This window comes from Bariatricus massiliensis, assembly GCF_900086725.1.
GTDB lineage: Bacteria > Bacillota > Clostridia > Lachnospirales > Lachnospiraceae > Allocoprococcus > Allocoprococcus massiliensis.
On sequence record NZ_LT574838.1, the window covers coordinates 893687 to 919604 of the forward strand.

At 47.7% G+C, this 25918-nt stretch carries 26 protein-coding genes and 1 other RNA gene; 6 read left to right on the top strand and 21 right to left on the bottom strand.

From position 1 onward, the window contains the following. Positions 1-3: 3 nt before the first annotated feature. From BN6465_RS15755 to secG, 7 genes are all read right to left on the bottom strand, one after another. A complete protein-coding gene (locus BN6465_RS15755) occupies positions 4-282 on the bottom strand; it encodes an excisionase (protein ID WP_009270622.1) in 279 nt (92 codons plus the stop codon). Positions 283-1339: 1057 nt separating this feature from the next. Further along, positions 1340-1685: a transfer-messenger RNA gene (gene ssrA / locus BN6465_RS15765) on the bottom strand. Positions 1686-1785: 100 nt separating this feature from the next. Beyond that, entirely contained in the window at positions 1786-2388 is a 603-nt protein-coding gene (locus BN6465_RS15770; protein ID WP_066736977.1) for an ECF transporter S component, read from the bottom strand. A gap of 129 nt (positions 2389-2517) precedes the next feature. Beyond that, positions 2518-2751: a hypothetical protein gene (locus BN6465_RS15775; RefSeq protein WP_066736978.1), complete on the bottom strand. Its 234-nt coding sequence runs from the start codon at positions 2749-2751 to the stop codon at positions 2518-2520. Positions 2752-2764: 13 nt separating this feature from the next. Then, entirely contained in the window at positions 2765-3232 is a 468-nt protein-coding gene (gene smpB / locus BN6465_RS15780; protein ID WP_066736979.1) for an SsrA-binding protein SmpB, read from the bottom strand. A 1-nt stretch (position 3233) separates the two neighbouring features. Continuing rightward, positions 3234-5363 (bottom strand): ribonuclease R, encoded by a 2130-nt coding sequence (gene rnr / locus BN6465_RS15785; RefSeq protein WP_066736983.1) that lies wholly within the window; start codon positions 5361-5363, stop codon positions 3234-3236. 77 nt (positions 5364-5440) lie between these two features. Continuing rightward, entirely contained in the window at positions 5441-5683 is a 243-nt protein-coding gene (gene secG / locus BN6465_RS15790; protein ID WP_066736990.1) for a preprotein translocase subunit SecG, read from the bottom strand. Between the two features lie 210 nt (positions 5684-5893). On the opposite strand from secG, the gene BN6465_RS15795 reads away from it, so the two are divergent. Further along, on the top strand, positions 5894-6505 hold the full coding sequence (locus tag BN6465_RS15795) for a putative ABC transporter permease (protein WP_066736993.1): 612 nt from the start codon (positions 5894-5896) through the stop codon (positions 6503-6505). An 8-nt stretch (positions 6506-6513) separates the two neighbouring features. Here BN6465_RS15795 and BN6465_RS15800 read toward each other — a convergent pair whose 3' ends face one another. Then, positions 6514-7494: an amidohydrolase family protein gene (locus tag BN6465_RS15800; protein WP_066736995.1), complete on the bottom strand. Its 981-nt coding sequence runs from the start codon at positions 7492-7494 to the stop codon at positions 6514-6516. Between the two features lie 132 nt (positions 7495-7626). On the opposite strand from BN6465_RS15800, the gene sdaAB reads away from it, so the two are divergent. Together sdaAB and sdaAA are read left to right on the top strand one after the other, a co-directional pair. After that, on the top strand, positions 7627-8295 hold the full coding sequence (gene sdaAB, locus BN6465_RS15805) for an L-serine ammonia-lyase, iron-sulfur-dependent subunit beta (protein ID WP_066736998.1): 669 nt from the start codon (positions 7627-7629) through the stop codon (positions 8293-8295). Positions 8296-8307: 12 nt separating this feature from the next. Beyond that, complete coding sequence (gene sdaAA, locus BN6465_RS15810) at positions 8308-9180, top strand: L-serine ammonia-lyase, iron-sulfur-dependent, subunit alpha (RefSeq protein ID WP_066737000.1); 873 nt, start codon at positions 8308-8310, stop codon at positions 9178-9180. A gap of 75 nt (positions 9181-9255) precedes the next feature. On the opposite strand, the gene BN6465_RS15815 is transcribed toward sdaAA, so the two are convergent. Further along, positions 9256-10173 (bottom strand): RpnC/YadD family protein, encoded by a 918-nt coding sequence (locus BN6465_RS15815; RefSeq protein WP_082891747.1) that lies wholly within the window; start codon positions 10171-10173, stop codon positions 9256-9258. 339 nt (positions 10174-10512) lie between these two features. Between BN6465_RS15815 and BN6465_RS15820 the strand changes: the two genes are divergently transcribed. Together BN6465_RS15820 and mutM are read left to right on the top strand one after the other, a co-directional pair. After that, positions 10513-11439, top strand: a complete 927-nt coding sequence (locus tag BN6465_RS15820) for a radical SAM mobile pair protein B (RefSeq protein WP_066737002.1) — start codon at positions 10513-10515, stop codon at positions 11437-11439. After that, positions 11417-12250 carry a bifunctional DNA-formamidopyrimidine glycosylase/DNA-(apurinic or apyrimidinic site) lyase gene (gene mutM, locus BN6465_RS15825; protein ID WP_066737004.1) on the top strand — a complete coding sequence of 278 codons (834 nt, stop codon included), beginning with the start codon at positions 11417-11419 and terminating at the stop codon, positions 12248-12250. Before BN6465_RS15820 ends, mutM begins: the two co-directional genes overlap by 23 nt. A 37-nt stretch (positions 12251-12287) precedes the next feature. Here the strand turns inward: mutM and BN6465_RS15830 are convergent, their stop codons facing one another. Next, entirely contained in the window at positions 12288-13487 is a 1200-nt protein-coding gene (locus BN6465_RS15830; protein WP_082891748.1) for a YncE family protein, read from the bottom strand. Between the two features lies 1 nt (position 13488). After that, positions 13489-14355 (bottom strand): YitT family protein, encoded by an 867-nt coding sequence (locus tag BN6465_RS15835; protein ID WP_066737005.1) that lies wholly within the window; start codon positions 14353-14355, stop codon positions 13489-13491. A gap of 254 nt (positions 14356-14609) precedes the next feature. Here BN6465_RS15835 and BN6465_RS15840 point away from each other — a divergent pair, with 254 nt between their 5' ends. Further along, a complete protein-coding gene (locus BN6465_RS15840) occupies positions 14610-15332 on the top strand; it encodes an NAD-dependent protein deacylase (RefSeq protein WP_066737006.1) in 723 nt (240 codons plus the stop codon). Between the two features lie 65 nt (positions 15333-15397). On the opposite strand, the gene BN6465_RS15845 is transcribed toward BN6465_RS15840, so the two are convergent. From BN6465_RS15845 to fabG, 10 genes are all read right to left on the bottom strand, one after another. Continuing rightward, complete coding sequence (locus tag BN6465_RS15845; RefSeq protein ID WP_066737007.1) at positions 15398-16324, bottom strand: ABC transporter permease; 927 nt, start codon at positions 16322-16324, stop codon at positions 15398-15400. A 3-nt stretch (positions 16325-16327) separates the two neighbouring features. After that, positions 16328-17812, bottom strand: a complete 1485-nt coding sequence (locus BN6465_RS15850) for an FHA domain-containing protein (protein ID WP_066737008.1) — start codon at positions 17810-17812, stop codon at positions 16328-16330. 414 nt (positions 17813-18226) lie between these two features. Further along, entirely contained in the window at positions 18227-18667 is a 441-nt protein-coding gene (locus tag BN6465_RS15855) for a MarR family winged helix-turn-helix transcriptional regulator (RefSeq protein ID WP_066737011.1), read from the bottom strand. 46 nt (positions 18668-18713) lie between these two features. Continuing rightward, the gene (locus BN6465_RS15860) at positions 18714-19772 is read right to left on the bottom strand and encodes an NAD(P)H-dependent flavin oxidoreductase (RefSeq protein ID WP_066737015.1); all 1059 of its coding nucleotides are present in this window, start codon (positions 19770-19772) and stop codon (positions 18714-18716) included. Between the two features lie 23 nt (positions 19773-19795). Beyond that, complete coding sequence (locus BN6465_RS15865; RefSeq protein WP_074017803.1) at positions 19796-21550, bottom strand: acetyl-CoA carboxylase carboxyltransferase subunit alpha; 1755 nt, start codon at positions 21548-21550, stop codon at positions 19796-19798. Further along, positions 21537-22913 carry an acetyl-CoA carboxylase biotin carboxylase subunit gene (locus BN6465_RS15870; RefSeq protein ID WP_066737016.1) on the bottom strand — a complete coding sequence of 459 codons (1377 nt, stop codon included), beginning with the start codon at positions 22911-22913 and terminating at the stop codon, positions 21537-21539. The genes BN6465_RS15865 and BN6465_RS15870 overlap by 14 nt, the downstream gene beginning before the upstream one ends. A gap of 11 nt (positions 22914-22924) precedes the next feature. After that, positions 22925-23353, bottom strand: coding sequence for a 3-hydroxyacyl-ACP dehydratase FabZ (fabZ, locus tag BN6465_RS15875; protein ID WP_066737017.1), 429 nt, complete (start codon positions 23351-23353; stop codon positions 22925-22927). A gap of 27 nt (positions 23354-23380) precedes the next feature. Next, the gene (accB, locus tag BN6465_RS15880; protein ID WP_066737018.1) at positions 23381-23860 is read right to left on the bottom strand and encodes an acetyl-CoA carboxylase biotin carboxyl carrier protein; all 480 of its coding nucleotides are present in this window, start codon (positions 23858-23860) and stop codon (positions 23381-23383) included. Between the two features lie 2 nt (positions 23861-23862). After that, positions 23863-25101, bottom strand: coding sequence for a beta-ketoacyl-ACP synthase II (gene fabF, locus BN6465_RS15885; protein WP_066737019.1), 1239 nt, complete (start codon positions 25099-25101; stop codon positions 23863-23865). Between the two features lie 72 nt (positions 25102-25173). After that, positions 25174-25914 carry a 3-oxoacyl-[acyl-carrier-protein] reductase gene (gene fabG, locus BN6465_RS15890; protein WP_066737020.1) on the bottom strand — a complete coding sequence of 247 codons (741 nt, stop codon included), beginning with the start codon at positions 25912-25914 and terminating at the stop codon, positions 25174-25176. Positions 25915-25918: the final 4 nt, after the last annotated feature.

Sequence of the window (25918 nt, forward strand, 5' to 3'; positions counted from 1 at the left end):
TCCTTAATGAATCCCGTGAGACACCAGATATTTCTCGAACGTCTCGCGGTGAATACGACGACTGCGAATCGTGTCAGTCATCACCACGAAGTCCGCGTCATCGGCCTTCATCAGTGAACGCACGCGCCCGATTCCTATTTCGAACAGGGTCGACGCCTCGGCACTCGTCAGGAACGGCTTCGCTTTCAGAGCCGTGATGTAGGCCGCGTATTCCTCCATCGTCAGCTCGCTCCCGCCGAGAATCTTCTTCGTGAATCCCTTCTTCTGTTTTGCATTTGCCATAAAGCAACCTCCTTTTTTCTGCCTATAAACGCAAAAAAGCGGCGAACCAGAATCCAGCAATCAAGCTGAAATCTGATTCGCCGCTCGTCACGTTCGTGCGATTGCCGTCCTATTTGGACGGGTAGACGCTGTTGCCTCCCGCATCGGCTCGTCAGACCGACGCAGTTTCGAGGGCGGACCCTCATCGGCTTCCTCCCGAGCCTAAGGCTCGGTCTCAGATAGGCTTACGTCGGTATATCCCGGCCGCTATCCATCGGCAATCATGTCGCGAATATATGGATATTATACAACATGAAATGACGGAAAGCAATAGCAAACGTCATATAATTGCAGGTCAGGGGCTTGTTCGACGCTGTTTCCCGCCATAAATGAGCGGAAACAGTATGCAAAAAAATCGCGGTACAGGGGGAAGAGGGGTGCTCTCAGGTAAATGTTCCAGTTTTGTTCCACTTTTGTTCCAGTTTTTTCAGGCAAAATGGAACGCTGATTTCCCGATGGTTCTCGACCCGAAACGCCGTTGTTCCAATTGTTCCAGTTTTTTTCAACAAACTTTTTTATATATACGGATTTCTCTTTTTTCTTCTCGCATAAATAAAGGTTTATAAAAAAGTGGAACAAATGGAACAATCGAAGAAATGCCCCGAGAATATGCGGGTTTCGTCTGTTCCAATTTTGTTTTGAGAAATGGAACAAGATTTTTCAAATCGGGCTGGGGCACCGAGGAATTGCGGGAAATGTCTGTTCCAACTTTTTTGGAACAAAATGGAACAACAATCTCTTGAATACATCATCTTTCCCACGTACCCAGTCCATAAAGCGCATCGAGCGAAGCGAGATTGCTGGTTGTGCTCCCACATCCTCTTCAGAATGCCCCAAAAGCCGTTTTAGGGCACAGAAAAGCCCGAAGGGTAACAAGTACCTCCTCGGACTTAAAACGTCTTAAAACGCAAAATACGATGTCAGAAAAACGAAAAGGGGACACCCTAAAGGGCATCCCCAAATCTATACACAAGCGCGAACTCATTCTTGATGAAGAAGAGTTCGACGCTTCCTCTTTTGGTGGACCTGAGGGGAGTCGAACCCCTGTCCGAAAGCTCTTCCATTAAAGCTTCTCCTATCACAGTCATTACTTTGACATTCCCTCCGTCAGACGCCTAATGACAGGCTGCTGATTTTAGTAGCTTCATCAATTCTTCCATTCCCTCAAAGCTTTGGAAACGAAGTGCCTCATCTGTTTGAAGCCGGTGACTTAAGCGATGAGTGACTTAAGGCCGACTGCTGCCACTAGGCAGCGTACGCTAAATTTTCGTCTGCGTTTATATTTAGTTACGGATTGATACGCGGTCCCGCCCCGCGGATAGCTTCTCTAACTTCTAAACCCCCGTCGAAACCAGTACAAGCCCTGATATATCGGCACTGGTATGCAAACGTCTAGCTTCTTCCTTTATTATATGGGCACGTTCTTTCGCTGTCAAGGTATTGCGCCCACATTTTCATACTTCCCTAGCTGTGGGCCTCTTTTTTTACCAGCAGCCCGCTCCTCAGAAGAACTGGGCGCAGTGCATTATATATGACAGCCACCAAGACCGTCGATACTACCGCGTTCACAAATGTGGTGGCTGTGCTCCATTTTGCCAGCACGCTTGCCATCTCCTGTGGCTGCCCAAGGATAATCTGTTTGTAGAAATATCCTACTATCGGGTCTGCGATTACGTTAAAGCCAAGCCCTGCCACGGATGCAATGACACTCCATTTAAAAATATATTTTTTATCACTGCTTTCGTCTATCTTTGCAATCCGATGTGCCACAAGCCCTACGATCAGGCCGATACAAAGCTTCAACACAAATGTCTTCGGCGCCCCTGTTATATAAATTGGGTCAAGAATATCCGCAAAAGTCATGCCAATCGCTCCTGCAAGTCCGCCGTACCACCCTCCCAGCAGCAGCGCTCCTAATACGCAAAACGCATTGCCAATGTGGAGAGAAGTCGCGTCTCCTCCCGGCATGGGAATCTTTATCTGAAGAAACGTGAACGACACATAACATAACGCCGCCAAAAGCGCGGTCTGCGCTAATTTCATCACTGTACCATTGTTTTTATTCATCGTTAATCCGTCCTTTCTTTCAAGCTAGCTCATATTTGCTATATCATACCACTATACTGTACATATAAAAATATCCAATTTTGAACTTTTTTGAAGGGACAGATGCGCAATGACCTGTTAATTCCACATCTATTCCAATCCCAATATTTCTGCCAGCACTTCCACAATAATCTCGTTCGTACAGGACTTCACATATCCCATCATATGTAAAGATATTTCGTCCCACTGCTGCGCTTCAGTCAAATCCTCTCTTTTTTTAGTCGTATCAATAAGGCGGACTAGCTGAGGCGCAAGCTCCTCATACGTCTCCAATGTCTGCTGGGTCACTAGCTTATTCAGCTCTTCTTTTGTTGTAGGTACCATATTTCTTCACTCCTTATCCTAGATTTCTGACCTTGAAATCCCGCTCCGCTTCTCTTTTCTGGTCTTTCTTGGCGATATCCTGACGTTTATCATACAGCTTTTTCCCCTTTGCCAGCCCGATTTCCACTTTCACGAGACTGCCGCTGAAATACACTTTAAGCGGTACGATAGCCATCCCCTTTTCTTTCGTTTTTCCCAGCAGCTTGTTGATTTCCGTCTTGTGGAGCAGAAGTTTCTTCACGCGCAGAGGATCTTTATTAAAAATATTTCCCTTTTCGTATGGACTGATATGCATACCATAGATAAAGACCTCTCCGTTTTCTATCCGTATAAAGGCCTCCTTGATACTGCATTTCCCCATACGCAGGGATTTCACTTCTGTTCCGTGAAGTGCTATCCCTGCCTCGTAAGACTCTAAGATAAAATAATCATGATATGCTTTTTTATTATTCGCAATCAGCTTTCCCTGTGATTTTGCCATGTCAACTCTCCTCCCCCGCTATCTCAAAATCAATAGTCCGGGTCAAAATATCTGTCCCGATTACCCGCACGCGCAGCTTCTGTCCAAGCTCATACACTTTTCTGGTATGGGAACCAATCATCCGGTAATGTTCCTCATCATAATCATAATGGTCGTCCGTCATCACAGTCACATGCACTAACCCTTCCACTGTATTGGGCAGTTCTACATACATTCCCCACTTCGTAATACCGGAAATAACACCTTCGAACTCTTTGCCAAAGAACTGCTGCATATATTGCACCTTTTTCAGCTTGATCGTCTCCCGCTCTGCTTCTTCCGCACGCCGCTCCAAGCTGCTTGCCTGCATGGTAACCTCTGGCAGAATCTTATCAAAATGGTTCCGGCGTCCCTCGTTCATGCGTCCCCGGAGATTGTCCTTGATAATCCGGTGAATCTGCAGATCGGGGTATCTTCTGATGGGTGATGTGAAATGTGTATAATACTGGGTGGCAAGTCCGAAATGCCCTTCATTGTCCGGCGAATACTTGGCCTGCTTCATGGAACGCAGCGTAAGCCTGCATATCATGGCCTCCTCCTGTGTCCCCTCAATCTTGTCCAGCAGCTTCTGTATTTCCTTTGGCCGTACAACCTGATTCGATAAATGCATCGTGTAACCGAAATTTTGTATAAATGTCTGAAGCTTTTTCATCTTCTCCTCATCCGGGGCTTCGTGCACACGGTAAACAAAGGGAATCTCCTGCCAGAAGTAGTCTTCCGCCACTGTCTCGTTGGCCAGCAGCATAAAATCCTCAATAATCTTCGTAGCCACATTCCTGTCATACGGCGTTATCTCCAGCGGATTGCCATTCTCGTCCAGCTTCAGCTTTGCTTCCGGGAAATCGAAGTCTATCGCTCCCCGTTTGTGGCGCTTCTCCCTCAAAATCGCGGACAGCTCCTGCATATGCTCGAACATGGGAATCAAGTCCCGATAGCGCTCGCATTCAGCCTCGTCATGGTCTTCTAAAATCTTTTTCACACTGGTGTAGCTCATCCGCTCGTCCACCTTGACGATAGTCTCGGCAATAAGATGATCCACCACGTCGCCTTTGTTATCTATCTTCATAATACAGGACAGCGCCAGCCGCTCCTCCCCCGCGTTCAAAGAACACATGCCATTCGACAGCGCATGGGGCAGCATAGGAATCACCCTGTCCGCCAGATAGACGCTGGTTCCCCGCTTCAAGGCCTCTCTGTCTAGCGCGCTGTTCTCCTGCACGTAATTCGTCACATCCGCAATGTGCACCCCGAGAACGTATTTATTTCCCTCTTTCGTGAGCGTGATCGCGTCGTCCAAATCCTTGGCATCTTCGCCGTCGATCGTGACCGTCTGCCAGCCCCGTATATCCTTTCTCCCCGCCATATCCGCAGAACTCACAGGCTTCGCCAGCCGCTCTGCCTGATTCAGTACCTTCTCCGGGAATTCTGTTGGCAGGCCGAACCCCTTCACAATGGAAAGGATATCCACCCCGGGGTCATTGGCATGTCCGAGAATCTCGACAATCCTGCCCTCCGGCTTTTTGCCCTCCCCGCCGTAGGAAGTCAGCTCTACCACAACCTTATGCCCGGTCACCGCTCCTTTGGACTTTTCAGCAGGCACAAAAATATCTTGTAAATAGCGGGCGTTATCCGGCACCACAAATCCAAAATTCTTCCGGCTCTGATAATATCCCACAAGAGTCGCCGTTCCCCGGTTCACGATTCGGAGTATCTTTCCTTCCCGACGTTTACCCTGCGGCGCGGCGGTTACGACCACTTCCACCTCGTCCCCCTGCATAGCGCCGTTCATATCGTCCTCGGATATAAAGATATCGTCCGGTTCGCCTTCAATAATGACAAAACCAAACCCTTTTGCATGGGCCTGAAATGTCCCCCGCAGATGTCTGGCTTCCCCTTTAATATATTTGCCTTTCTGGGTGACATGAATCTTACCCTCTCTCTCCAGACTATCCATCACAGCCTTCAGCTCTTCTCTCTGCTCCTTCGGCACCTGCAGGAGCACAGCCAGCTCCTTCAGCTTCATTGGCACGTAGAATTCGTCACACATGAAATCATATATCAACTTTTTCCGTTTTTCAAACATTTGGTCCACTTTCTCCACCTCCTATATCGAAAAAAGAACACTCTATATTCCCTATAGAGTGTTCCTCATTTTCATCCATTCATTCGTTACGCAAATACTTTCAGATTCAGCACAGCTGCAAGCACGATAAAAAGAATCGCCAGAAACTTCGTGGACTTTACAAGCGCCCCTTCCATAGAACGGCCTTTGTTATGTCCCCAGTAAGTATCCGCTGCCCCCGCAATCGTCCCAAGGCCTGCCGCCTTACCTTCCTGCATTAATACGATGATTGTTAATGCGATACAATCTATTGCAAAAATAATTAAAAGTACTGTCTTTAAAATTTCCACTTTTCACACCTCCTGATGGATAAAACCACGATTATTTTAACATACTCCCCTCATATATTCAAGAAGTATTTTCTCAAAAACATCAAGAAATTCTTAAGATTTACCCTAAAATCTTTCACAAATCTTTATTCCTGCTTGCGCGAATCTTAGTTTTTCTACGATACAATACACTCATACAAAAGGAATCAGCTTCAAAAAGGAGGGGCACTTATGAAAAAGCAACTACAGGTAATCTCCAACTCAATATATACAAGGACACCATTTATAGATCGGGCGGCCGTGGCCAGCCATACATACAGTGTTTCCTCGTTAGTACTGCAGTTCTTCATCTTTTCCTTCATCGGATGGCTCTGGGAAGTGCTGCTGCACGTATATACAGACCATGCGTTTATAAACCGCGGCGTTATGACAGGCCCGTGGCTTCCTATATACGGAAGCGGCGGAATTCTAATGCTTCTGCTTCTCAAGCGGCTGGCAGAGAACCCTAAAAAGTTATTCTTATCCATCATGGCACTCTGCGGTGTCATTGAATATGTGACCGGGACTTTTTTAGAGTATGTATTCCATGCCAAATGGTGGGACTACAGCGACATGCTCTTCAATATCCAAGGACGTGTATGTCTGGCCGGTCTGCTTCTATTTGCAGTGGGAGGCTGTCTCATCATCTATGTAGGCGCGCCGTGGTTAGATAGAAAGCTGTCCACTATGCCGGTCTATGTGAGAAGAGGGCTCTGCATCGTACTACTGTTAATCTTTGCAGGCGATGCCATATTTTCTGTCTTTCAGCCAAACACCGGCGCCGGAATCACATTTCCTCACTAGGCTTCTTATCATGCCCCGATGAAATCCATAAAATTTGTACTATATATTTTCTCAAGTATCTTTTCAGATAGCCCGAGTCCATGCATAAGCGTGGGCTCTTTTTCTTTCACATAATACCCGTCCGCCTCTAAAATATAGTCCCCTTTTGTTTCCAGAAATCTAGTAATCAACTCCGCCCTCGCCCGGCTTTCTTTCATGGACAATGGTGTTGCTTCTTTCCAGATGACAGAGCGTGCTCCTATGTCTGTCCCATAACAAATACGATTCTGGTATTTTTCAAAAAATATGCCGGCTTCCTCCACATTCTCGGACAAATTATAATAGAGTTCCACCCCGGGAGTGATATCAATTCTCACCTCCTCAAAGCGCTCCAAGACACTTGCCAGTCTTGGAAGCTGCCGGGACATAAAATAAAAATGGGGAAACAAGATACGAAGCCTCGGATGACGCTCCAGCACATGAAGCATCTGCGCATACTGCGCCTCATTATTCACATATGTCTCATCATAGAACCAGCCCGCTTTTTTCGCGTATTCAGATACCTGCGCCGCGTCCCAGAACTCCTCCGGATCGTTGACATGCATAATTATGGGTATCTGGCGTCTCTCCACCTCCTTCCAATAAGGTTCCCACACTTCCGCGTCAAAATCCGGCACCTTATCATTCTTTCTCACATCCGGTTTGCCCTCCAGCATCTTAATACCTGTGCATCCAAGTTTCATGAGGCGGTCAATCTCCCCCGCCAGCTCCTGTGCGGTCTGCCTCACTGGGGCCTGTCTTCTGTAAATGTTCCTGTCGATGCCTCCAAATATCCAGATTGGAATACCGCATGTTTCCCGGAACGCGAACGCGTCCTGCTCCACCGGCCGCACGCCACCCTTGGGAATGCATAACAGTCCAATTCCCGAAAGCTCCTGTTCTTCTATCACCGCTCTAAGCCTGCCGGCTTCCAAATCCTCCGCAAAATGTACGTGGCCGTCTATCTTCATTCTCTTCTTCCTCCGTCTTTATCCGCCTTTTCTAAAAGAAAGTATAGCACAGAATTTCCCACTTTTCCCTTTTGATTTGTTCTCTTCTATGTTATTGTATATGGAAAGAATGTTTCTTGGGAGGAATATGAAATGAATTTTTTGAGTATTTTTGATGTCATCGGCCCCAATATGATAGGGCCTTCCAGCTCCCACACAGCGGGGGCGGTATCCATGGCTTTACTGGCACGGAAAATGTGTCCGGAGCCAATCCGCAAAGTGACCTTTACCTTATACGGTTCTTTTGCAAAAACATATCACGGACATGGGACAGACCGTGCGCTGTTAGGGGGAATTCTCGGTTTTCATACCGACGACCCGCGTATTCGGGACGCTTTTGAGCTTGCCAAAGAGTTTGGTGTAGAATACGAATATATCATTGATGAGGAAACTATCACAGATCATCCAAATACAGCAGATATGGCCATTACCGGCGTGAACGGATATGAATTATCAGTCCGTGGAGAATCCATCGGCGGCGGCAAGATTAAAATCGTCCGTATCAATTCTATCGATGTAGAATTCACCGGTGAGTACAGTACATTAATCGTAAAACAGCTTGATCTGCCCGGTATTGTCGCACACATTACCCAATGCCTCAGCAACCAAAACGTCAACATCGCTTTCATGCGCCTTTTCCGTGAGGATAAAGGAGCAGCGGCCTATACGGTGGTGGAATCGGACGAGCCGATTCCGGAAAGTATTCTGGAAGAAATCAAGCAGAATCCGCATGTGCAGGAACTCATGCTGATTCAGATGTAGGAGGTAGGGAAAATGGATTTTAGAAACGGACATGAATTATTGAAAATATGCGCGCAGGAGAACCTTCCTATTTCTGAAGTAATGCGCCAGAGGGAAATCACCTGCGGAACACTGAAAGAAGACGAAGTGGCGGCCAAGTTAAAGACCGTGCTTTCTATTATGAAAGATGCAGTAAATAAGCCGCTGATGCAGCCCAAGAAATCTATCGGAGGACTGATTGGAGGCGAGGCTAAAAAAGTTTCCGACTTCGGGAGAACCGAGCAGAGTATCTGCGGTTCTCTGATGAGCAAAGCCATCTCCTACAGTATGGCAGTTCTGGAAGTCAATGCCTCCATGGGACTGATTGTGGCAGCCCCCACCGCCGGCTCTTCCGGCGTGCTTCCGGGAGTACTTCTGGCACTTCAGGAGGAAAAGCAGCTCCGTGACGAACGGATTCATCACGGCCTGTTGAACGCGTCGGCCGTAGGTTACATCCTCATGCGCAACGCTTCCGTATCCGGCGCTGAGGCAGGATGTCAGGCTGAGGTGGGCGCCGCGTCTGCCATGGCGGCAAGCGCCGTCGTAGAGATTATGGGCGGAACCCCGGAAATGTCCCTGCAGGCGGCAAGCCTCGCTATGTCCAACCTTCTGGGACTCGTCTGCGATCCGATCGCAGGCCTTGTAGAAGCTCCCTGCCAGAGCAGAAATTCCATCGGGGCGTCCAACGCGATTACCTGTGCGGAACTGGCTCTCGCCGGCGTCACACACCCGATTCCCTTCGATGAGATGGCCGAGGCCATGTACCGCGTAGGAAAAAGTATTCCTTTCGAACTCCGTGAAACTGCCATGGGCGGCTGCGCCGGAACACCGACAGGATGCTCACTCTGCAGCCGTGGGATGGCCTAAATTGTGATTTTATTGAGTTGAAACTAAAAGCCGGAAGGGGGATGCGCCCTCCGGGATGTGTCCCCCTTCATATGGTTAATTAGTGTCAGCGGATAATGCGTTAATCTCTTCAACGGACATTCCTGATATTTTAGAGATTTCTTCAAGTGGCAGTCCGCTCTGCTTCATACGCAGAATCAGCTCGTCACGCGCAGCGAAGCCCTCTTTGCGTCCAGCGGCGAGGCCCTCTTCACGTCCTTCTTCCCTCACGAACTTCATATGTTTTTCTTCGTTATATTCATAAATACTCACGCTTTTCGCCTCCGCTCTGTTCTTCCGTAGGAATTCTGCCAGAATGTCCTCTCTGATACACTCGGTAATAGCCAATTCAACAGCCGCTTCCAAATCCATAGTCTTAGCATACCTCCTGACCCGTGCGCTGTACTCGGAATAATCCTTAAGTGTCTTGCAGGCATCTAAAACAGCGCTGCTATGACCGGGATTGATGTTGAGTACCGTGGCCGTAAGTTCCAAAGAATAGTCCTCTTTCTCTATCATGAACGCATCCGACAGCTTGATAGTCTGCCTGTCGGCTATCTCATCCGTTCCATTGTAAAATACCACGAATTCAGGTGTAGGAATCTTGATGAGCTTCGTGCCGTAGAAATTTGCATCCATAGTCAGGGCAGAGTACAAATCTGATATATACAGCAGACAGCGCAGCGGAAGGTTTGGACTGTAGGTGGACTGGTGCTCATACAGGTACAGCTGCGAAGCAATGACAAAGGAGATGTCATTGTGCATCGACATGTAGATTGCATTCTCCAGAGTGTTAATCTCCAGCAGTTCCGGATTGTCATAATTAGTTCCATTCATCGCATTATAGAGCTGCAGTAATTCTTTTTTGTCGCTGAATATCATCTCAAATATTCTGGACTTGTAGGTACGGTTGACCGTAGGAGTGATTGCTGTGGATGCCGATACGTTCCCGGGGTTTTGTTGTGTTTCTTGCATATAAGTACCTCCTTGTTAAAAAGATGCAGGAGGCCCTCCAACCGTATTCGTCCGTACAAGAAACCTCGCTGCTGTTAAAGTGGAATGTAAAGCATTGAGATTTCTGTAAATTGATACTTTTCAGAATGATGATATCAGAGGCAGCAACGCTGCTTAGAATGTGAAGAAATATAATGCTTTGATTATATTTTAGCACGAGCTGATTTGAGTGTCCAGATTTGAAAAACAAAAAACTACAAAGGGACATAGATGAAATGCTATAATTAATTCAGTGGTAGTAAATGCCCTTTTCTATGCAAAAAGTGGAATGGAAAAAGTCTTTTCTAAGGGAGAAACACAATGAATAAGCCGATTATCAATGAAATTGAAACGAAAAATATTTTGACAAAATCCAATTTGCCTGTTTGTGAATACTCAGTAAACCCATATGTAGGGTGTACCCATGCCTGCAAATATTGTTACGCCTCCTTTATGAAGCGGTTTACAGGACATACGGAACAGTGGGGAACTTTTTTAGACGTAAAGTACTGGAAAGAAATCAAAAACCCCGCAAAATATAAAGGAAAGGAGTTGTTTATCGGCTCCGTCACCGACCCTTATAATCCGCAGGAAGAAATATACAAACGTACAAGGACTTTGCTTGAAGAGTTAAAAGGAAGCGGCGTAAAATTAAGTATTTCCACGAAATCCGATTTGATACTGCGTGACTTGGACTTGATAAAGACTTTTCCAAATACCCGTGTTTCATGGTCTATCAACACACTGGACGAAAACTTCCGGGCAGATATGGATAATGCCGTTTCAATAGAACGGCGGCTTGCCGCCATGAAAGCATTTTATCTTGCAGGTGTGCGTACTACTTGTTTTATTTCTCCGATATTTCCCGGAATCACGGATATAAAAGCCATCATCCGGCAGGTAAAATCACAATGCAATCTAATCTGGCTGGAGAATCTCAACCTGCGGGGCGGTTACAAATCTGTCATTATGAATTACATACAGGAAAAATACCCACAGCTTTTCCCTTTGTATCATGAAATATACGATTGTAAAGACCGTAGTTATTGGATAGCACTTGACAAGGAGCTAAAAGCCTATGCCGCCGAAGCCGGGCTTGCTTATGTAACAAATGACGACAGCATGACAAGGAACTTTCATTCCCCGCCTGTTATTGTCAACTATTTTTATCATGAACAGATTAAAAAATCTGCAAGAAAGGGCGCAGCGCGTAAGGGTGAAAGTCATGCCAGAACTGCCAGAAGTTGAAACAATAAAAAGAGTGCTTGAGCCTCAAATACAAGGACTTACCATTGAAAAAGTTACGGTAAGACGCCCGGAAGTCACAGCTTATCCCACGTCAGACGAATTTTGCAGGCTGCTGGCAGGACAGGTCATTTTCCACATGACACGCAGGGGAAAGTTTTTGATTATCCAATTGAGCAGTAATGACCGTATCATCTTGCACTTACGTATGACAGGCTGCCTGCTGGTAACCCCGGCAGACTACCCGGAAGAAAAGCATACACATATTATTATCAGTCTAAATAATGGCAAGGAACTACGATTCTCTGATACACGGCGTTTCGGGCGTTTCTGGCTGCTTCAAAAAGGCGAGGCCGATACATACAGCGGGGTAGAAAAATTAGGGGTAGAGCCGTTTGACAAGTCGCTTAACGCCGAGTATCTGAGCTCCCGTTTAGGGAAACGCAAAAAAGCCGTAAAAGAATGCCTGCTAGACCAAAGTGTCATTGCAGGCATAGGCAATATCTATTCTGACGAGATTCTGTTTACTGTAGGAATTCACCCTGCACGACCTGCAGGCAGCTTGAAAATAAAGGAATGGGAACGCCTCGCTGCTGCTATCCCAGAACGTATTTCTTATTTTATCGAAGCAAACCGAATAACGCCAGAGGACTACTTGAAAACCAGAGGGCGGGACTACCGTAACACCCCGTTTTTACAGGTTTATGGACACGAGGGGAAAAATTGTCCCGTGTGTGGTGAAATACTATCCAAAATGGTAATCGCCGGACGGAGCAGCGTATTCTGTCCACGGTGCCAAAGGGAAAAGGCATAACGAACAGACAAGAACCATATGATATACCTCTTGCGACTTATGGCAGCACCAAAGCGCTGCCATTGAGTTTCAACACGCGGTCTATTTTATTGATGGAGGCCATGCGATAAGAGTAGGCGGCGGACTCGAACAATGCGTATATATCACTTCCATCCTGATAGATCTGTTCGAGGCGTTCCGGGAATTTTATCGTCTTATAAGCTTCTGAGGTGGACAGAATCCCGTATCGGCTGTAATTGAATACCTGTACTTCCGATGGCAGGACGCCCCATGACCGTGTGAGGAGGATTTTATTATTGTAAAATGCCATGCCCTGTACTTTTCCGGAGATGACCTGCATACTGACGGCGCAGGCGACTGGGTCGATTACGCCTACGGTTCGTTTTAAGTTCATATCGGTCTTCTCGTAAAGTGTGCCGTCGGCATTTATCAAATATTTCTCTATCACACTGGCTTCATCCTGTGTGAAAAAGCCTACAAAGAGCGCCCCGTCGTGGTAAGTCATAAAGGATGCCCGTTTAATCCGGTACAGATTGTAGGACATGTCAAATTCCAGCGGCTTATACTCATCTGTGAACTGGTATTCTTCCAGATGTTTCAGTGATATGGCGTTCGCCTGTGCCCACGTAGAGCCCTGCCCCGTGACCCAGAGATTATGATTCATAGTGTCATACGCCATGCCGCCCACATGTGCACGTGTGTTCAGTACGATTTCTTTGATGAATTTATGTGTCACCTTATCTAGGACATAGATGACCGAATTATGTTCCTTCGTCCGGCAGTAAGCGCTGATCAGCAGATAGTCTTCCGTGATAGCCAGCCCCTGCGGCGTCATAGACGTACACATGGCTGGTTTTCCTGTAGAACGGATACGAAGCGTTCTGGTAGCCTCCAGCCCCGGCACTATATAGGTTCCATAGTCCACATCGCCGTCACGGTCCGTGTACGCATACTGATAGACTTCTTCATTGCGCTTTACGGTTTCCATGTGCTCCTTCATTGTATATAAAGCATCTGTATTCGTCTCCGTCAGTTCCGTCTGCGGCTCGTGCTGGGCACGGTATTGGAAAGCGTAGTACCAGTATCCGGTACCCGCCAGCGCCAACACTAAAAGCACACAGACGACACGCCTGAGTCTTTTCCATCTTGCCTTTCGACGCGCTTTCCTGCCCGTCCGTATTTCTTCTTTATTCTTTTTCTTCTCTTCGCGTTTCTGCTGACGTTCTTTCTTGTTCATTCTATCCCACTTCGTTTTTATAGACTTTCTGAGTAGTGAATCCACGCCCTTTTACTTCATTCACATTCCCGATAATCATGAAAGCATTGGGGTCTACTTCCTGCACGATCTGGTTGATTCTAACCAGCTCTCTGTTGGTGACCACGGCCAGAAGCATCGGCTGCTCCTTTTTCAAGTACCCTGTCCTTGCGTGAATGAAGGTTGTTCCTCTATCCAGTTTTTCCTGAATCATCTGATTCAATTCTTCTGTTTTATCACTGATAATCTTTACCTGCGTTCTGGTGCTTCCCATGAGCAGAACCTTATCCAGCATCGTTGTGTAGATTAGAACCAGCAAAATTCCATAGATAATCTGTTCTTTATTGGAAAATACCATCTGTAAAATCAGAATCCCAAAGTCAAATGCATAAAGCATTACCGATACCGGAAGCCCGAACTTTTTATTTAAAACGAGAGGAGGAATATCCATACCTCCCGTCGATGCTCCGGCACGGATGACAATCCCGATTCCGAATCCAATCATTAATCCCCCGCATACTGTGGCAAGCATCTTATCACTAGTCACATTTCCCAATGCAGGTATATTCTGAAAAACACCTAAAATAAACGGATAATAGAATGTGCTCACCAGAGTAGTCAGCGCAAACTTCTTTCCCAGCATGACGGCGCCCAAGATAAACATAATCGTATTAAATATCAATACGAATGTATGTATGGGAAGTCCCAGATAATGTTCTACACTGATTCCCAAACCAGTGGTACCGCCCGTAATCATATTATTCGGTAAAATAAAAACTACAATCGCTAATGAATATATCGTATTCCCCAATAGTATTAAACAAAGATTCTTTATATTTGTCTTATTCACAGTTTTCCTCTCCTGACCTTTCGATATAATGCCGGGTTCAAAAATTATTCTGTCCCTGACATCTAGCTATTAGTATACATTCGCGGTGTTTATTCAACAAGTGCTTAGAACAACTTTTTCTGTTTTTCATTTTATAATTTTCTCATAATCTGCTTTTATTCATTCAATACTCTGCTATAATAGAACTATGAACAACAATTTTCAGAATAACATTTCAGCTGATTCAAACATTAGCATGGGAAAGAGGGCAGAAAATGAATGATATAATGACTCTACAGAAAATGATTGATGAGAGCAGCCGTATTGTGTTTTTCGGCGGCGCCGGTGTTTCCACTGAGAGCAATATCCCTGACTTCCGGAGTGCGGACGGACTTTACCGCCAGCAATACAAATATTCTCCAGAGCAGATAGTGAGCCACAGTTTTTTCACCCGGCATCCACAAGAATTTTATGAATTTTATAAAGAAAAAATGATGTTTCTGGACGCAAAACCAAACAAAGCGCATCTGAAACTGGCTGAACTTGAAGCGGCGGGAAAGCTAGCCGCAGTTATCACCCAGAATATTGACGGTCTTCATCAGGCTGCAGGCAGTAAGAATGTACTGGAGCTGCACGGAAGTATTTTGCGAAATTACTGTATGCACTGCCATAAGTCATACAGCGCCGAATATGTCAAGCACTCCGCCGGCATCCCTGTCTGCGAATGCGGGGGCACTATCCGCCCGGATGTGGTACTCTATGAAGAAGCTCTGGATTCTGCAATCATCCAAAAAGCGATACAGGCCATCTCCGAAGCAGATATGCTCATTATTGGCGGAACTTCTCTCGTTGTCTATCCTGCCGCCGGATTTATCGACTATTTCCACGGCAGGCATCTGGCAGTCATCAATAAGGACGCTGCCGCCCGGGAAGTGGGTGCAGAGCTTACCATCCACGCCCCTATCGGTGAAGTTCTGGGGCAGATTGCCGTACACTGACATGCAGAAGCCCTGCCCATAGAAACAATACTCCTTTCTATGGGCAGGGCATACAATTATGAAAACTAACGTTTGTCTTTATCGATAAATTTCAGACTGATTGCTGCTATTAGTACATATACCGCGGCAAATGCCAGAAGATATCCCCATCTTCGAACCACCAGCTCATCTTTATATTCATAAATTTTCCGGTATGTATAATCATGAAGAAACTTTTCAAATCCCGCATAAGCATTTTCCTTCACATTATCCGGAAGCAGCTCCAAAACATCATCCACTAGCTCTATGTCCTCAATCATCTCCAGCTCCGATTGAAGAATCTCAGAAGGAATCTCGTTCATGTTCGACTCTACACACAGCGCCCGCTGCCCCCATTTGCTGATTGTAAGGTCGGAGAGTATTTTTGCATTGCCTGTTATTGGAAAAATAGAGCCGGAAAAAATCAACTGTATGATGAGCACAAAGGGCATCACCGTCATGGCTGATGTCGTGCTTTTCACAACAGAAGATATGGCCAGCCCCAGCATATCCGCCGCAAATAGAATCAAAAACAGTGTAATAAATATATCCACATAAAAGCTTCCGGTAACAAGGCCTTTCGATGGCAGTTTCATGAAAAAACCATACACCAAAACCATAATCAATGCCTGTATGATGCAGATAATTCCTTGATATATTACGTGCGCCGCGACATAGGAAGTGATATGGAGTCCAGTCCGGTGCTCCCGTTTGATAATCTGCCGTTCTCTGCAAATGCTTTGAATCGAATTAAAGATTCCAATCCAGATACTGGCCGATACAATCGCAAAAAATCCTGAACGTGTACTTTCCTTTTTCAGCATCATTGAATCCTTCAATACTACAGCCAGAAGCAGGGATACGATGACGGCAAAAGCCAGTGTCTTCCAATCTTTTTCATTTTTAAATATACGGAATAATTTTCCAACATAAATTCTAACCTGTGCCAGACGGCCCTCACGTTTCTCTTCCATCCCCTATTTCTCCTCTAGTTCTTTGTATTTCTTTATATAGTAATCCGCCATTCCCTCTCCGCCTTCATCGGTGCGGTTAATCTTTAGGATGACCTCTTCCATCGTATTCACTTCGAAAAAAGTTCTGGCCTCATGGGGCGTACCATAAAAGGCCAGATGGCCAATATTGTCCTCATTGCCCTTCGCCAATACAATCACACGGTCGAAAAGATCTATGACACGGTCCGGTGAATGCGTAATGACAAGTACAGTCTTATCTTGATCTGCTATCTGACGCAGCGACTCCATCAAATGGCGTGCCATGACACCGTCAAGACCAGAATCTGGCTCATCTAAGAAGAAAAGTCCCGGGTCCGCAATATACTCTACCGCGATACTAAGACGCTTACGCTGCCCGCCAGAAAGTTTACCTACAAGGGATTCTGACTCACGTTCCAGTCCAAAAAGCTCCAGCACCTCCTCCACTCTCTGCCTCCGCTCCTCTTCCGAGATATCTACGGGAAGCTTCAGCTCTGCCGCGTTTGCCAATGTGTCTTTTACCGTGTCCTCCATGCGAAGCCAATCCTGCTGCGGCACATAACCTATCTCATACTTCATGCTGTCATAGTTCTTATAGATATCCACCCCGTCTTTCGAAACACTTCCCTGTGCTTTTTCATACCCCATGACGGCATTGAAGAATGTGGTTTTTCCGGCGCCTGAGCCGCCCAGCACCATCACCATCTCTTTTGGCCTGATAGTCAAATCAATGTCTTTCAAAAGAAGGCGTTTACGGAATAAATTCCAGACACTGCGCTCTTCTATATGTATCACGAGCTTATGCTTGGACGCTTCATGATGATTGTAACAAAGCCGGTCTCCTTGAAGCAAGAACAAAGTCTCTCCAATTCGCACCACATCAAGAAACTTTAACGTACAGCTCCCCTTTACCTGCCCTCCGTTCACATATACGCCATACTTTGTATTGTGTTCTTCCACTCTCCAATGGTTCCCGTCATACCGCATAACCGCATAATGTTCAGGAAGTTCTGTCTCTGCTACTTCCTCTCCTTCCGATTCTTCTCTGCAGCTCAGATAATAATTCCTCTGCCGATCTTCCAGTGAAAAACTTCTCCATTCCGTCTCTTCTTCAAATTTATCCCGATAAATCAATATTGCCGCCTGCGCGTCTACCGTGCCAAACTGCGTATCGTCGATCCGAAGCACATCGCCGTCTTCCAATTTTACATGGTTATCATCATCCGTAAATCTGGAGCCCACCTTTTCATCGTTATAGTAGGTTCCGTATTTGGTTCCCAAATCCTTGTAAACAAACCGTCCTTCTTCTTTCAGCAGCTTCCCGTGAAGCTCTGCCGCAAAGGGGCAGTCTATCTGTATCTCCGCCGGACTGCCCTCTTCTTTCCGGCCGAGATACACGGTCTCCGCCAGCGGGTACTGCTCTATTCCACTTTGTCCGCTGCAGATGATAAGTTTTGCTTTCTGTCCCACCTGCTCTTCCTCCTCTCCTTGTAAATATGATACTGCCGCAGTCAAAACACCTTTTGACCCTGATGTCTACGGATTTCTCCGCACTCCGTGCTCCCAAAATCCTAAAAACATTCGAAATCCGCCCTAATCGGGCTACTTTCTCATGTTTTACGGGTCCCAAAGTTATCCAATTGCATGCCAGCATGCATTGTATAACTTTTTGACCCTGACATCATATGATTATACTATGGGAAAAGGGGTCATGGCTGCCCTCCCCCTGCTCTTTACTATTACAGAAGTGTTTTTACCGTTATTGCCGCTGCACATTGTGTGCATCCCCCGGAGGGTTTTATTATATTAGGAAAGTTCGAAGGACTTTCCTAATATAATAAAAAGCACAGCGGTCCAGAAACTGGAACCGCTGTGCTTAGGCTTCTAATTATTATATGATTTAAAGAACTTATAAACTCCGTCAAGCGCCTTGGTGAGCACCGGAATCTCCTCTTCCTCCAGATTCTCCAGCACCGACTCCACCATCTTTCGGTGGAATTCCTCGTGATGCCGGTAAGCCTTCTCCCCCTTCTTCGTCAGGCGGATATAGACCACTCTCCGGTCCTCCTCACTGCGCTCCCGAATGGCATACTTTTTATTTACAAGGCTGTTCATGGACGTAGTAAGAGAACCGACCGTGATGTTCAGCTTTCTGGCGATGGCGGACATATTATTCCCGTCCCCCAGCCCGATGGCCTCGATGATATGCATATCGTTGTTGGTCAAATCCTTGAACTCGTCTGTGATAACTGCTTTTTCTTCCAATTCCCAGATATCATTAAACAAATGCACTAACACTCTGTTGATGCTCTCGTATGCGTCCACGTCTTACCTTCCCTCTCTTTACTTGATTCTTTTTTAATTATACCCTCTATGCCAGCAAAGAATCAACGACTTCTTTTACCGTCTCTATTTTTTCTGCCCGGTATGCGGACGCCCCGCAAAATAAGAGGGCATTGTCAACATCTCCCCTTGCAGCGTTCACCAGAGCTTCTGTGATACAATAAGGTATTTCCGCAGGGTTACACTTGCGCAGACAGCCAAGACATTTCCTCGGAGCTTGCCGCTCCCCGGACATGACCCGCTCCATAAATGGATTGCGTATGGCTCGCCCCGGCATTCCCACCGGACTTTTTACAATGACAATGTCTTCTTTCGCAGCCTGAATATATCTTTCCTTATATTTTGTGTCTGCGTCACATTCCTTTGTCGTCACAAATCTGGACGCCACCTGAACCGCGTCGGCTCCCAGAGAAAAAGCGTGTCTGACATCATGGGCATTTTCAATCCCGCCCGCAAGCGCCACCGGTACCTTCACTCCATATTTATCTGAATACTCCTTAACCACGGCAAGAATAGCCTGCACTTCCCTGTCGTAAGCCGCCTCATCGAACTTATCTAACTGTTCTTTATCAAAGCCCAGATGCCCTCCGGCCTTGGGCCCTTCGATTACGACCATATCTGCAGTCCGGCTGTATTTTTTATCCCAATATTTTAAAATCACTTTTGCAGACTTCTCAGTGGAGACAATCGGGGCAATCTTTGTTCTGCTGCCTTCCACGTAAGACGGCAAATCTGTGGGAAGCCCCGCTCCGGAGATAATCAAATCGGCCCCCGCCTCCACGGCTGCCTTTACATACTCATCATAATACTTAAGCGCCACCATAATATTGAACCCAATCACACCGTGGGGCGCGATGTCTCTCGCCCTTTGAAGCTCACTTCCTATTGCCCTGATGTTTGCTTCCTTCGTGCAGCTCTCAAAGTCCGGCTCCTTAAATCCAATCTGGGCGGAGGAGATGATGCCTATGCCGCCTTCCTTCGCCACGGCTCCGGCCAGTCCCCCAAGGCTGATTCCCACGCCCATACCTCCTTGTATCAGAGGCTTCTCAACTATGAGATCTCCTATTTTTAATGACGGATACTCCATATGATCTCTACCTATATCCTTTCTTACATCTGGCGGAAACGCTCATATCGCTTTTCCGTCAGTTCCTCCGGTGTGAGTGCTCCATGTTTTTTCAAAAATTCACAGATACAGGAGTCCATAGGGCCTGTCACCTCCACCAGATTTTCCTTGGTCAGATGCGCCGGCTCCGGCAGCACCCGCTCCACGATTCCTGCCTTTTTCAAATCTCCCGCAGTCAGTCTCATAACGCCTGCCGCCTCTTCTGCTCTCTTACTGTCCTTCCAAAGAATGCTCGCAAAACCTTCCGGTGACAAGATAGAGTAGATGGAATTCTCGAGCAGCCATACTTCATCCGAGACTGCCATGGCCAGAGCGCCGCCGCTTCCGCCTTCCCCAATCACTACAGAGAGTATCGGTACGCCAAGGCCCGACATCTCAAAAAGATTGCGTGCGATGGCCTCTCCCTGCCCTCGCTCTTCTGCCTCTAATCCACAGAACGCTCCCGGTGTATCTACAAAGCAGATGATTGGACGGCCGAATTTCTCCGCCTGTTTCATCAGCCGCAATGCCTTCCTATAACCTTCTGGTGAAGGCATTCCAAAGTTACGCTCAATATTCTCCTTCGTGGTGCGCCCCTTCGCCTGTGCAATGACCGTCACCGGAATCCCATGGAATCTTGCCACGCCGCCGACAATTGCCTTGTCATCCTTGAAATAGCGGTCACCGTGGAATTCCACGAATTCTGTAAATAAAGCTTCCATATAATCCGCTCCCACCGGACGGTCCTTCATGCGGGAAATTTGTACCCGCTCCCAAGGGGCAGCAGTTTCCCTGCCGTTTTTCTTCAGTCCGCAAACGGTAGTATTTTTGTCCTCCAGCGGTAGTGTTTCCTGTGCATGAAGCTTCACAATCTGCGCCAAGGTATCCTTCAGATTCTCCCGCTCCACAATCTTATCTACAAATCCGTGTTCCAGCAAAAACTCTGCGCGCTGGAAGCCCTTTGGAAGCTTCTGTCCGATGGTCTGCTCGATTACACGGGGGCCCGCGAAGCCAATCAGTGCATTAGGCTCTGCCAGAATAATATCTCCTAACATGGCAAAGCTCGCGGTCACCCCTCCGGTTGTGGGGTCGGTCAACACGCTGATATACAGCTGTCCTGCATCGTGATGTCTTTTCAGCGCCGCGGATGTCTTGGCCATCTGCATCAGAGAATGAATCCCCTCCTGCATCCTTGCGCCGCCGGAACATGCAAATATAATGACAGGAAGTTTCTCCTGTGTGGCACGTTCTACCGCCCGTGTAATCTTTTCACCTACTACCTTACCCATGCTCGCCATCATAAATCTGCCGTCACAGACAGCCAGCACCACATCGTTGCCATCAATTTTTGCCTTGCCGGTAACGACGGCCTCATCCAGACTGGTCTTCTCCTGAAGGGCTGCTATCTTTTCTTCATAACCCTTGTAATTCAATGGATTTCCCGATGTAAGCCCTGTATCCCACTGGGTAAATGTACCTTCATCCGCGACCATCTCAATCCGGCGCATGGCATGCACCCGAAAGTAATTGTGGCACTTCGGGCAGATATAATATCCCTTTTTCACATCTTCTGTCAAAATCGCAGACTTACAGGCATTGCATTTCTTCATCAGCCCTTCCGGTACTTCTGGCGCCGCCTCCTGTCTTGACGCGGCTTCTGTCCGCGCAAGTTCGACTCTATATGCTCCCGGGGCATGTGCCTCGGTCAAGGAAATATAATTTTTCCGATTGGTCTTCTTGAACATGTTAGATAATTTCAACGTTATCTCCTCCTACAAGCAGCTCCTGCTCCTTGTCTGCAATAAACTCAATATCAAAATTTCCCGCCTGATAGTCCGGATGATTGAGAATCTCATACTGATAATCTACATTGGTATCGATTCCCTCGATAATCACCTCGCCCAGCGCGCTTCTCATCTTCATGATTGCCTCGGTACGATTCTTGGCAAATACAATCAGTTTTGCCAGCATGTTGTCATAGTAAGGCGGCACGGTATAACCGCTGTAAATGGCCGAATCAATACGGACTCCCTTGCCCCCCGGCAGATACATATCTGTAATCGTACCCGGACATGGACGAAAGCCTTTAGCCGGATTCTCCGCATTGATTCTGCACTCAATGGCGTGGCCTGTGAGCTGTACATCCTCCTGTTTGTAGGAAAGCTCCCTTCCGTCCGCAATGCGAATCTGCTCTTTGATCAAGTCAATTCCAGTTACCCATTCCGTCACCGGATGCTCCACCTGAATTCTTGTATTCATTTCCATAAAGTAAAAATTTCCGCTTTTTTCCAGTAAGAACTCGATGGTTCCGGCGTTTTCATAATGCGCCGCCTTGGCTGCCTTGACTGCGGCATCCCCCATAGCCTGACGCAGCTCTTCGCTGATGACGGTGCAGGGAGACTCCTCGATCATCTTCTGGTGATTCCGCTGTATGGAGCAGTCACGCTCGCCCAGATGGATGACATTGCCATATTTATCCGCAAGAATCTGAAACTCTATGTGCTTCGGGTGTTCTACAAAATGCTCGATGTACATCGTATCATCCCCGAAGGCTGCCTTTGTCTCCTTCTGTGCCGTCTGGAAAGCGGCTTCAAACTCTTCCGGCGTGCGGGCTACCCGCATCCCTTTTCCGCCGCCGCCAAGGGCCGCTTTCACAATCACTGGATATCCGGTCTGTGCCGCAATCTCCGCCCCTGTCCGGGCATCGTAGATTGGCTCTTTACTGCCCGGAATGACCGGGACTCCCGCCTCAATCATGGTGTTTCTCGCCTGTGATTTATGCCCCAGCCTGCGGATGACCTCCGCGTCCGGCCCGATGAAAATGATATTGCACTGTGCGCATAATTCTGCGAATTTACTGTTCTCGGAGAGGAATCCAAAGCCCGGGTGAATCGCGTCCGCCCCGGAAACGATGGTGGCGCTGATTATCTGCTCCATATTTAAGTAGCTCTCCGTGGAAGGTGCAGGCCCGATGCAGACTGCCTCATCCGCAAGCTGCGTATGAAGCGCTTCCCGGTCCGCTTCTGAATATACCGCCACCGTCTCAATGCCCATTTCCCGGCAGGCTCTGATAATCCGCACGGCTATCTCTCCCCGGTTTGCAATCAATACTTTCTTTATCATGAACTTCCCACCTATCCTATCATCAATGACAACTCGGCTTTCACCGCCACTTCACCGTCCACGGAAGCCGTCGCTTCGCCGATAACAAGAGGCCCCTTCTGGCGGATAATCTTCGCCTCCAGTTTCAGCTTATCGCCGGGACATACTTTCCTTCTGAACTTACAGTTCTTAATTCCGCCAAAGTAACCAAGTTTTCCTTTGTTCTCCTCTTTCACGAGTACAGCCACCGCGCCAACCTGAGCCAGCGCCTCCACAATCAGCACGCCCGGCATAACGGGTTCCTGAGGGAAATGTCCTGCAAAGAAGTCTTCCCGGTAAGTGACACACTTATATCCGACCGCATATTCGCCTTCCTTATAATCTTCAATATAGTCGACCAGCAAAAATGGATGCCTGTGAGGGATAATTTCCTTTATTTCGTTAATACCTAAATAATTCATTCTCTGCTCCTCCTGCTCTATACGGCCTTACACGATACGGAACAACGGCTGTCCGTACTCCACTGCTTCCCCGTTCGCGACCAGCACCTCTGCAACTGTACCGTCGAACTCGCTCTCAATATCATTCATCAGCTTCATAGCCTCCACGATAGCGATGGTCTGCCCCTTCTTTACACTGGCTCCCGCCTCCACAAAAGGCTCTGCCTCTTCAGAAGGTGCAACGTAGAAGGTTCCTACAAGGGGTGACTTAATCAGTCTGCCCGGTTTATCCTCCATGGAGGTTGACTCCTCATCATCTTCTGCTGTCTGCAAAGCGGCTGTCATTTGCGGCGCAGCCTGCACTGCCTGTAAAGCCTCCGCCGGAATAGCGGCCCCTGCAGCCGCAAAGGCCACTTTATCCTTCTCCCGGCTCATACTTAGCTTAATGCCGTTCTCTTCATATTTGAATCCGGTCAGCGTCGAATCCGATACTGTCTGAATCAATGTTACCAACTGTTCAAATTCCATCATTATTCCTCCCACTTCTTTATAAGGAGTGTGGCGTTATGCCCGCCGAATCCCAGTGAATTGCTCATGGCATATCGAATATCCATCTCCACTGGCGCTCCTACCGCATAATTCAGATTACATTCCTCATCCGTCTCAACCGTTCCCATCGTCTGATGGACGAATCCGTCCTCAATGGCTTTTACGGTGGCAACACACTCCACCGCCCCGGCGGCGCCAAGCAGATGTCCAATCATAGACTTTGTTGAGTTGATCACAAGCTTCTCTGCCGCCTCGCCAAATGCCCGCTTAATCGCATACGTCTCGAACAAATCATTATGGTGCGTGCTCGTTCCGTGGGCGTTGATATACTGCACATCCTCTGGTCTGACACCCGCCTCTTCCATGGCAAATTCCATGGCCTTAGCCGCGCCGCTTCCGTCCTCGGCCGGGGACGTGATATGGAAGGCGTCCCCTGTAGAGCCATAGCCTACAAGCTCCGCATAGATTTTCGCGCCTCTTGCTTTCGCGTGCTCCAGTTCCTCCAGTACGACCACGCCTGCGCCCTCGCCAAGTACGAAGCCGTTGCGCTCCTTGTCGAATGGAATGGACGCGCGCATTGGATTCTCGGAAGTCGTCAGTGCGGTCAGAGCAGTAAATCCGGCCACCCCTGTGGGGCAGATACAACTCTCTGTACCTCCTGCGAACATTACTTCTGCGTCGCCATACTGAATCGCGCGCAGGGCGTCGCCGATACAATTCGTTCCACTTGCACATGCGGTCACTACATTCGTGCACTTTCCCTTCAGCCCAAGCTGAATGGACACATTCCCTGCCGCCATATTGGAAATCATCATAGGCACCATCATGGGATTGACCCGGCCCGGCCCTTTTTCCTGAATCACCGTGTACTGTCTTTCCACCTGCTGCAGACTTCCAATCCCAGAGCCAATGATAACGCCGCACCGGTACGCATCTTCCTTTTCAATCTCAAAACCCGCATCCGCACAGGCTTCCTTTGCCGCCGCCACCGCATACTGAGAAAATGTTTCCATGCGCTTTGCAGCCTTGAAGTCCATATGCTCTTTCGGTACGAAGTCTTTGACTTCCGCCGCTATTTTCACCTTATAATCCGTGGTATCGAACTTGGTAATCTCGCCAATTCCTACCGTTCCGGCCTTTGCATTTGCCCAAAATTCTTCTACCGTGTTACCGATTGGAGTAACGGCGCCAAGTCCCGTTATCACTACTCTTCGTTTCATATATCTAATCTCCTTGATTTTACCTTTTTCATCTTCTAAGCCACAATCTGCCTGCTATCTTCTTCCGGCAGGTTACATGCACATTCCGCCGTCTACATGGAGCACCTGTCCGGTGATGTAGGCCGCTTCATCGGAGGCGAGAAATGCAGCCGCAGCCGCGATGTCTTCTCCCTGCCCCAGACGGGCAAGCGGAATCTGTGCCAGCGTAGCTTCTTTTACTTTGTCTGAAAGTGCATTGGTCATATCCGTCTCTATGAATCCCGGCGCAATCGCATTGACCGTGATTCCTCTGGACGCCAGCTCTTTTGCCGCTGACTTTGTCATGCCGATCACCCCCGCTTTGGAGGCGGAGTAGTTCACCTGACCTGCGTTGCCCGCCACTCCGACTACAGAAGACATATTGATAATTCTCCCGCTTCTCTGCTTCATCATCTGACGGGACGCGAACCGGATACAGTGGAACGTTCCCTTTAAATTGGTATCGATGACATCTGCGAAATCCTCCTCGGACATCCGCATCATAAGCCCGTCTCTCGTGATTCCCGCATTGTTCACCAGTATATCGATTCTGCCGAATGTATCCACAATCTCTTTTATGAATTGCTCGCAGGCCGCAAAGTCCGCCACATTGCACTGCATAACCATTGCTTTACCGCCTGCGCTCTCGATTTCTGCCTTCACTTCCTCGGCTTTATCGGCCGAGCCATTATAATTGATTACAACGGAAGCTCCCTGAGCCGCCAGTTTTTTGGCAATGGCTTTTCCGATGCCCCTCGACGCTCCCGTTACTACCGCAATCTTTCCTTCTAACATCTTG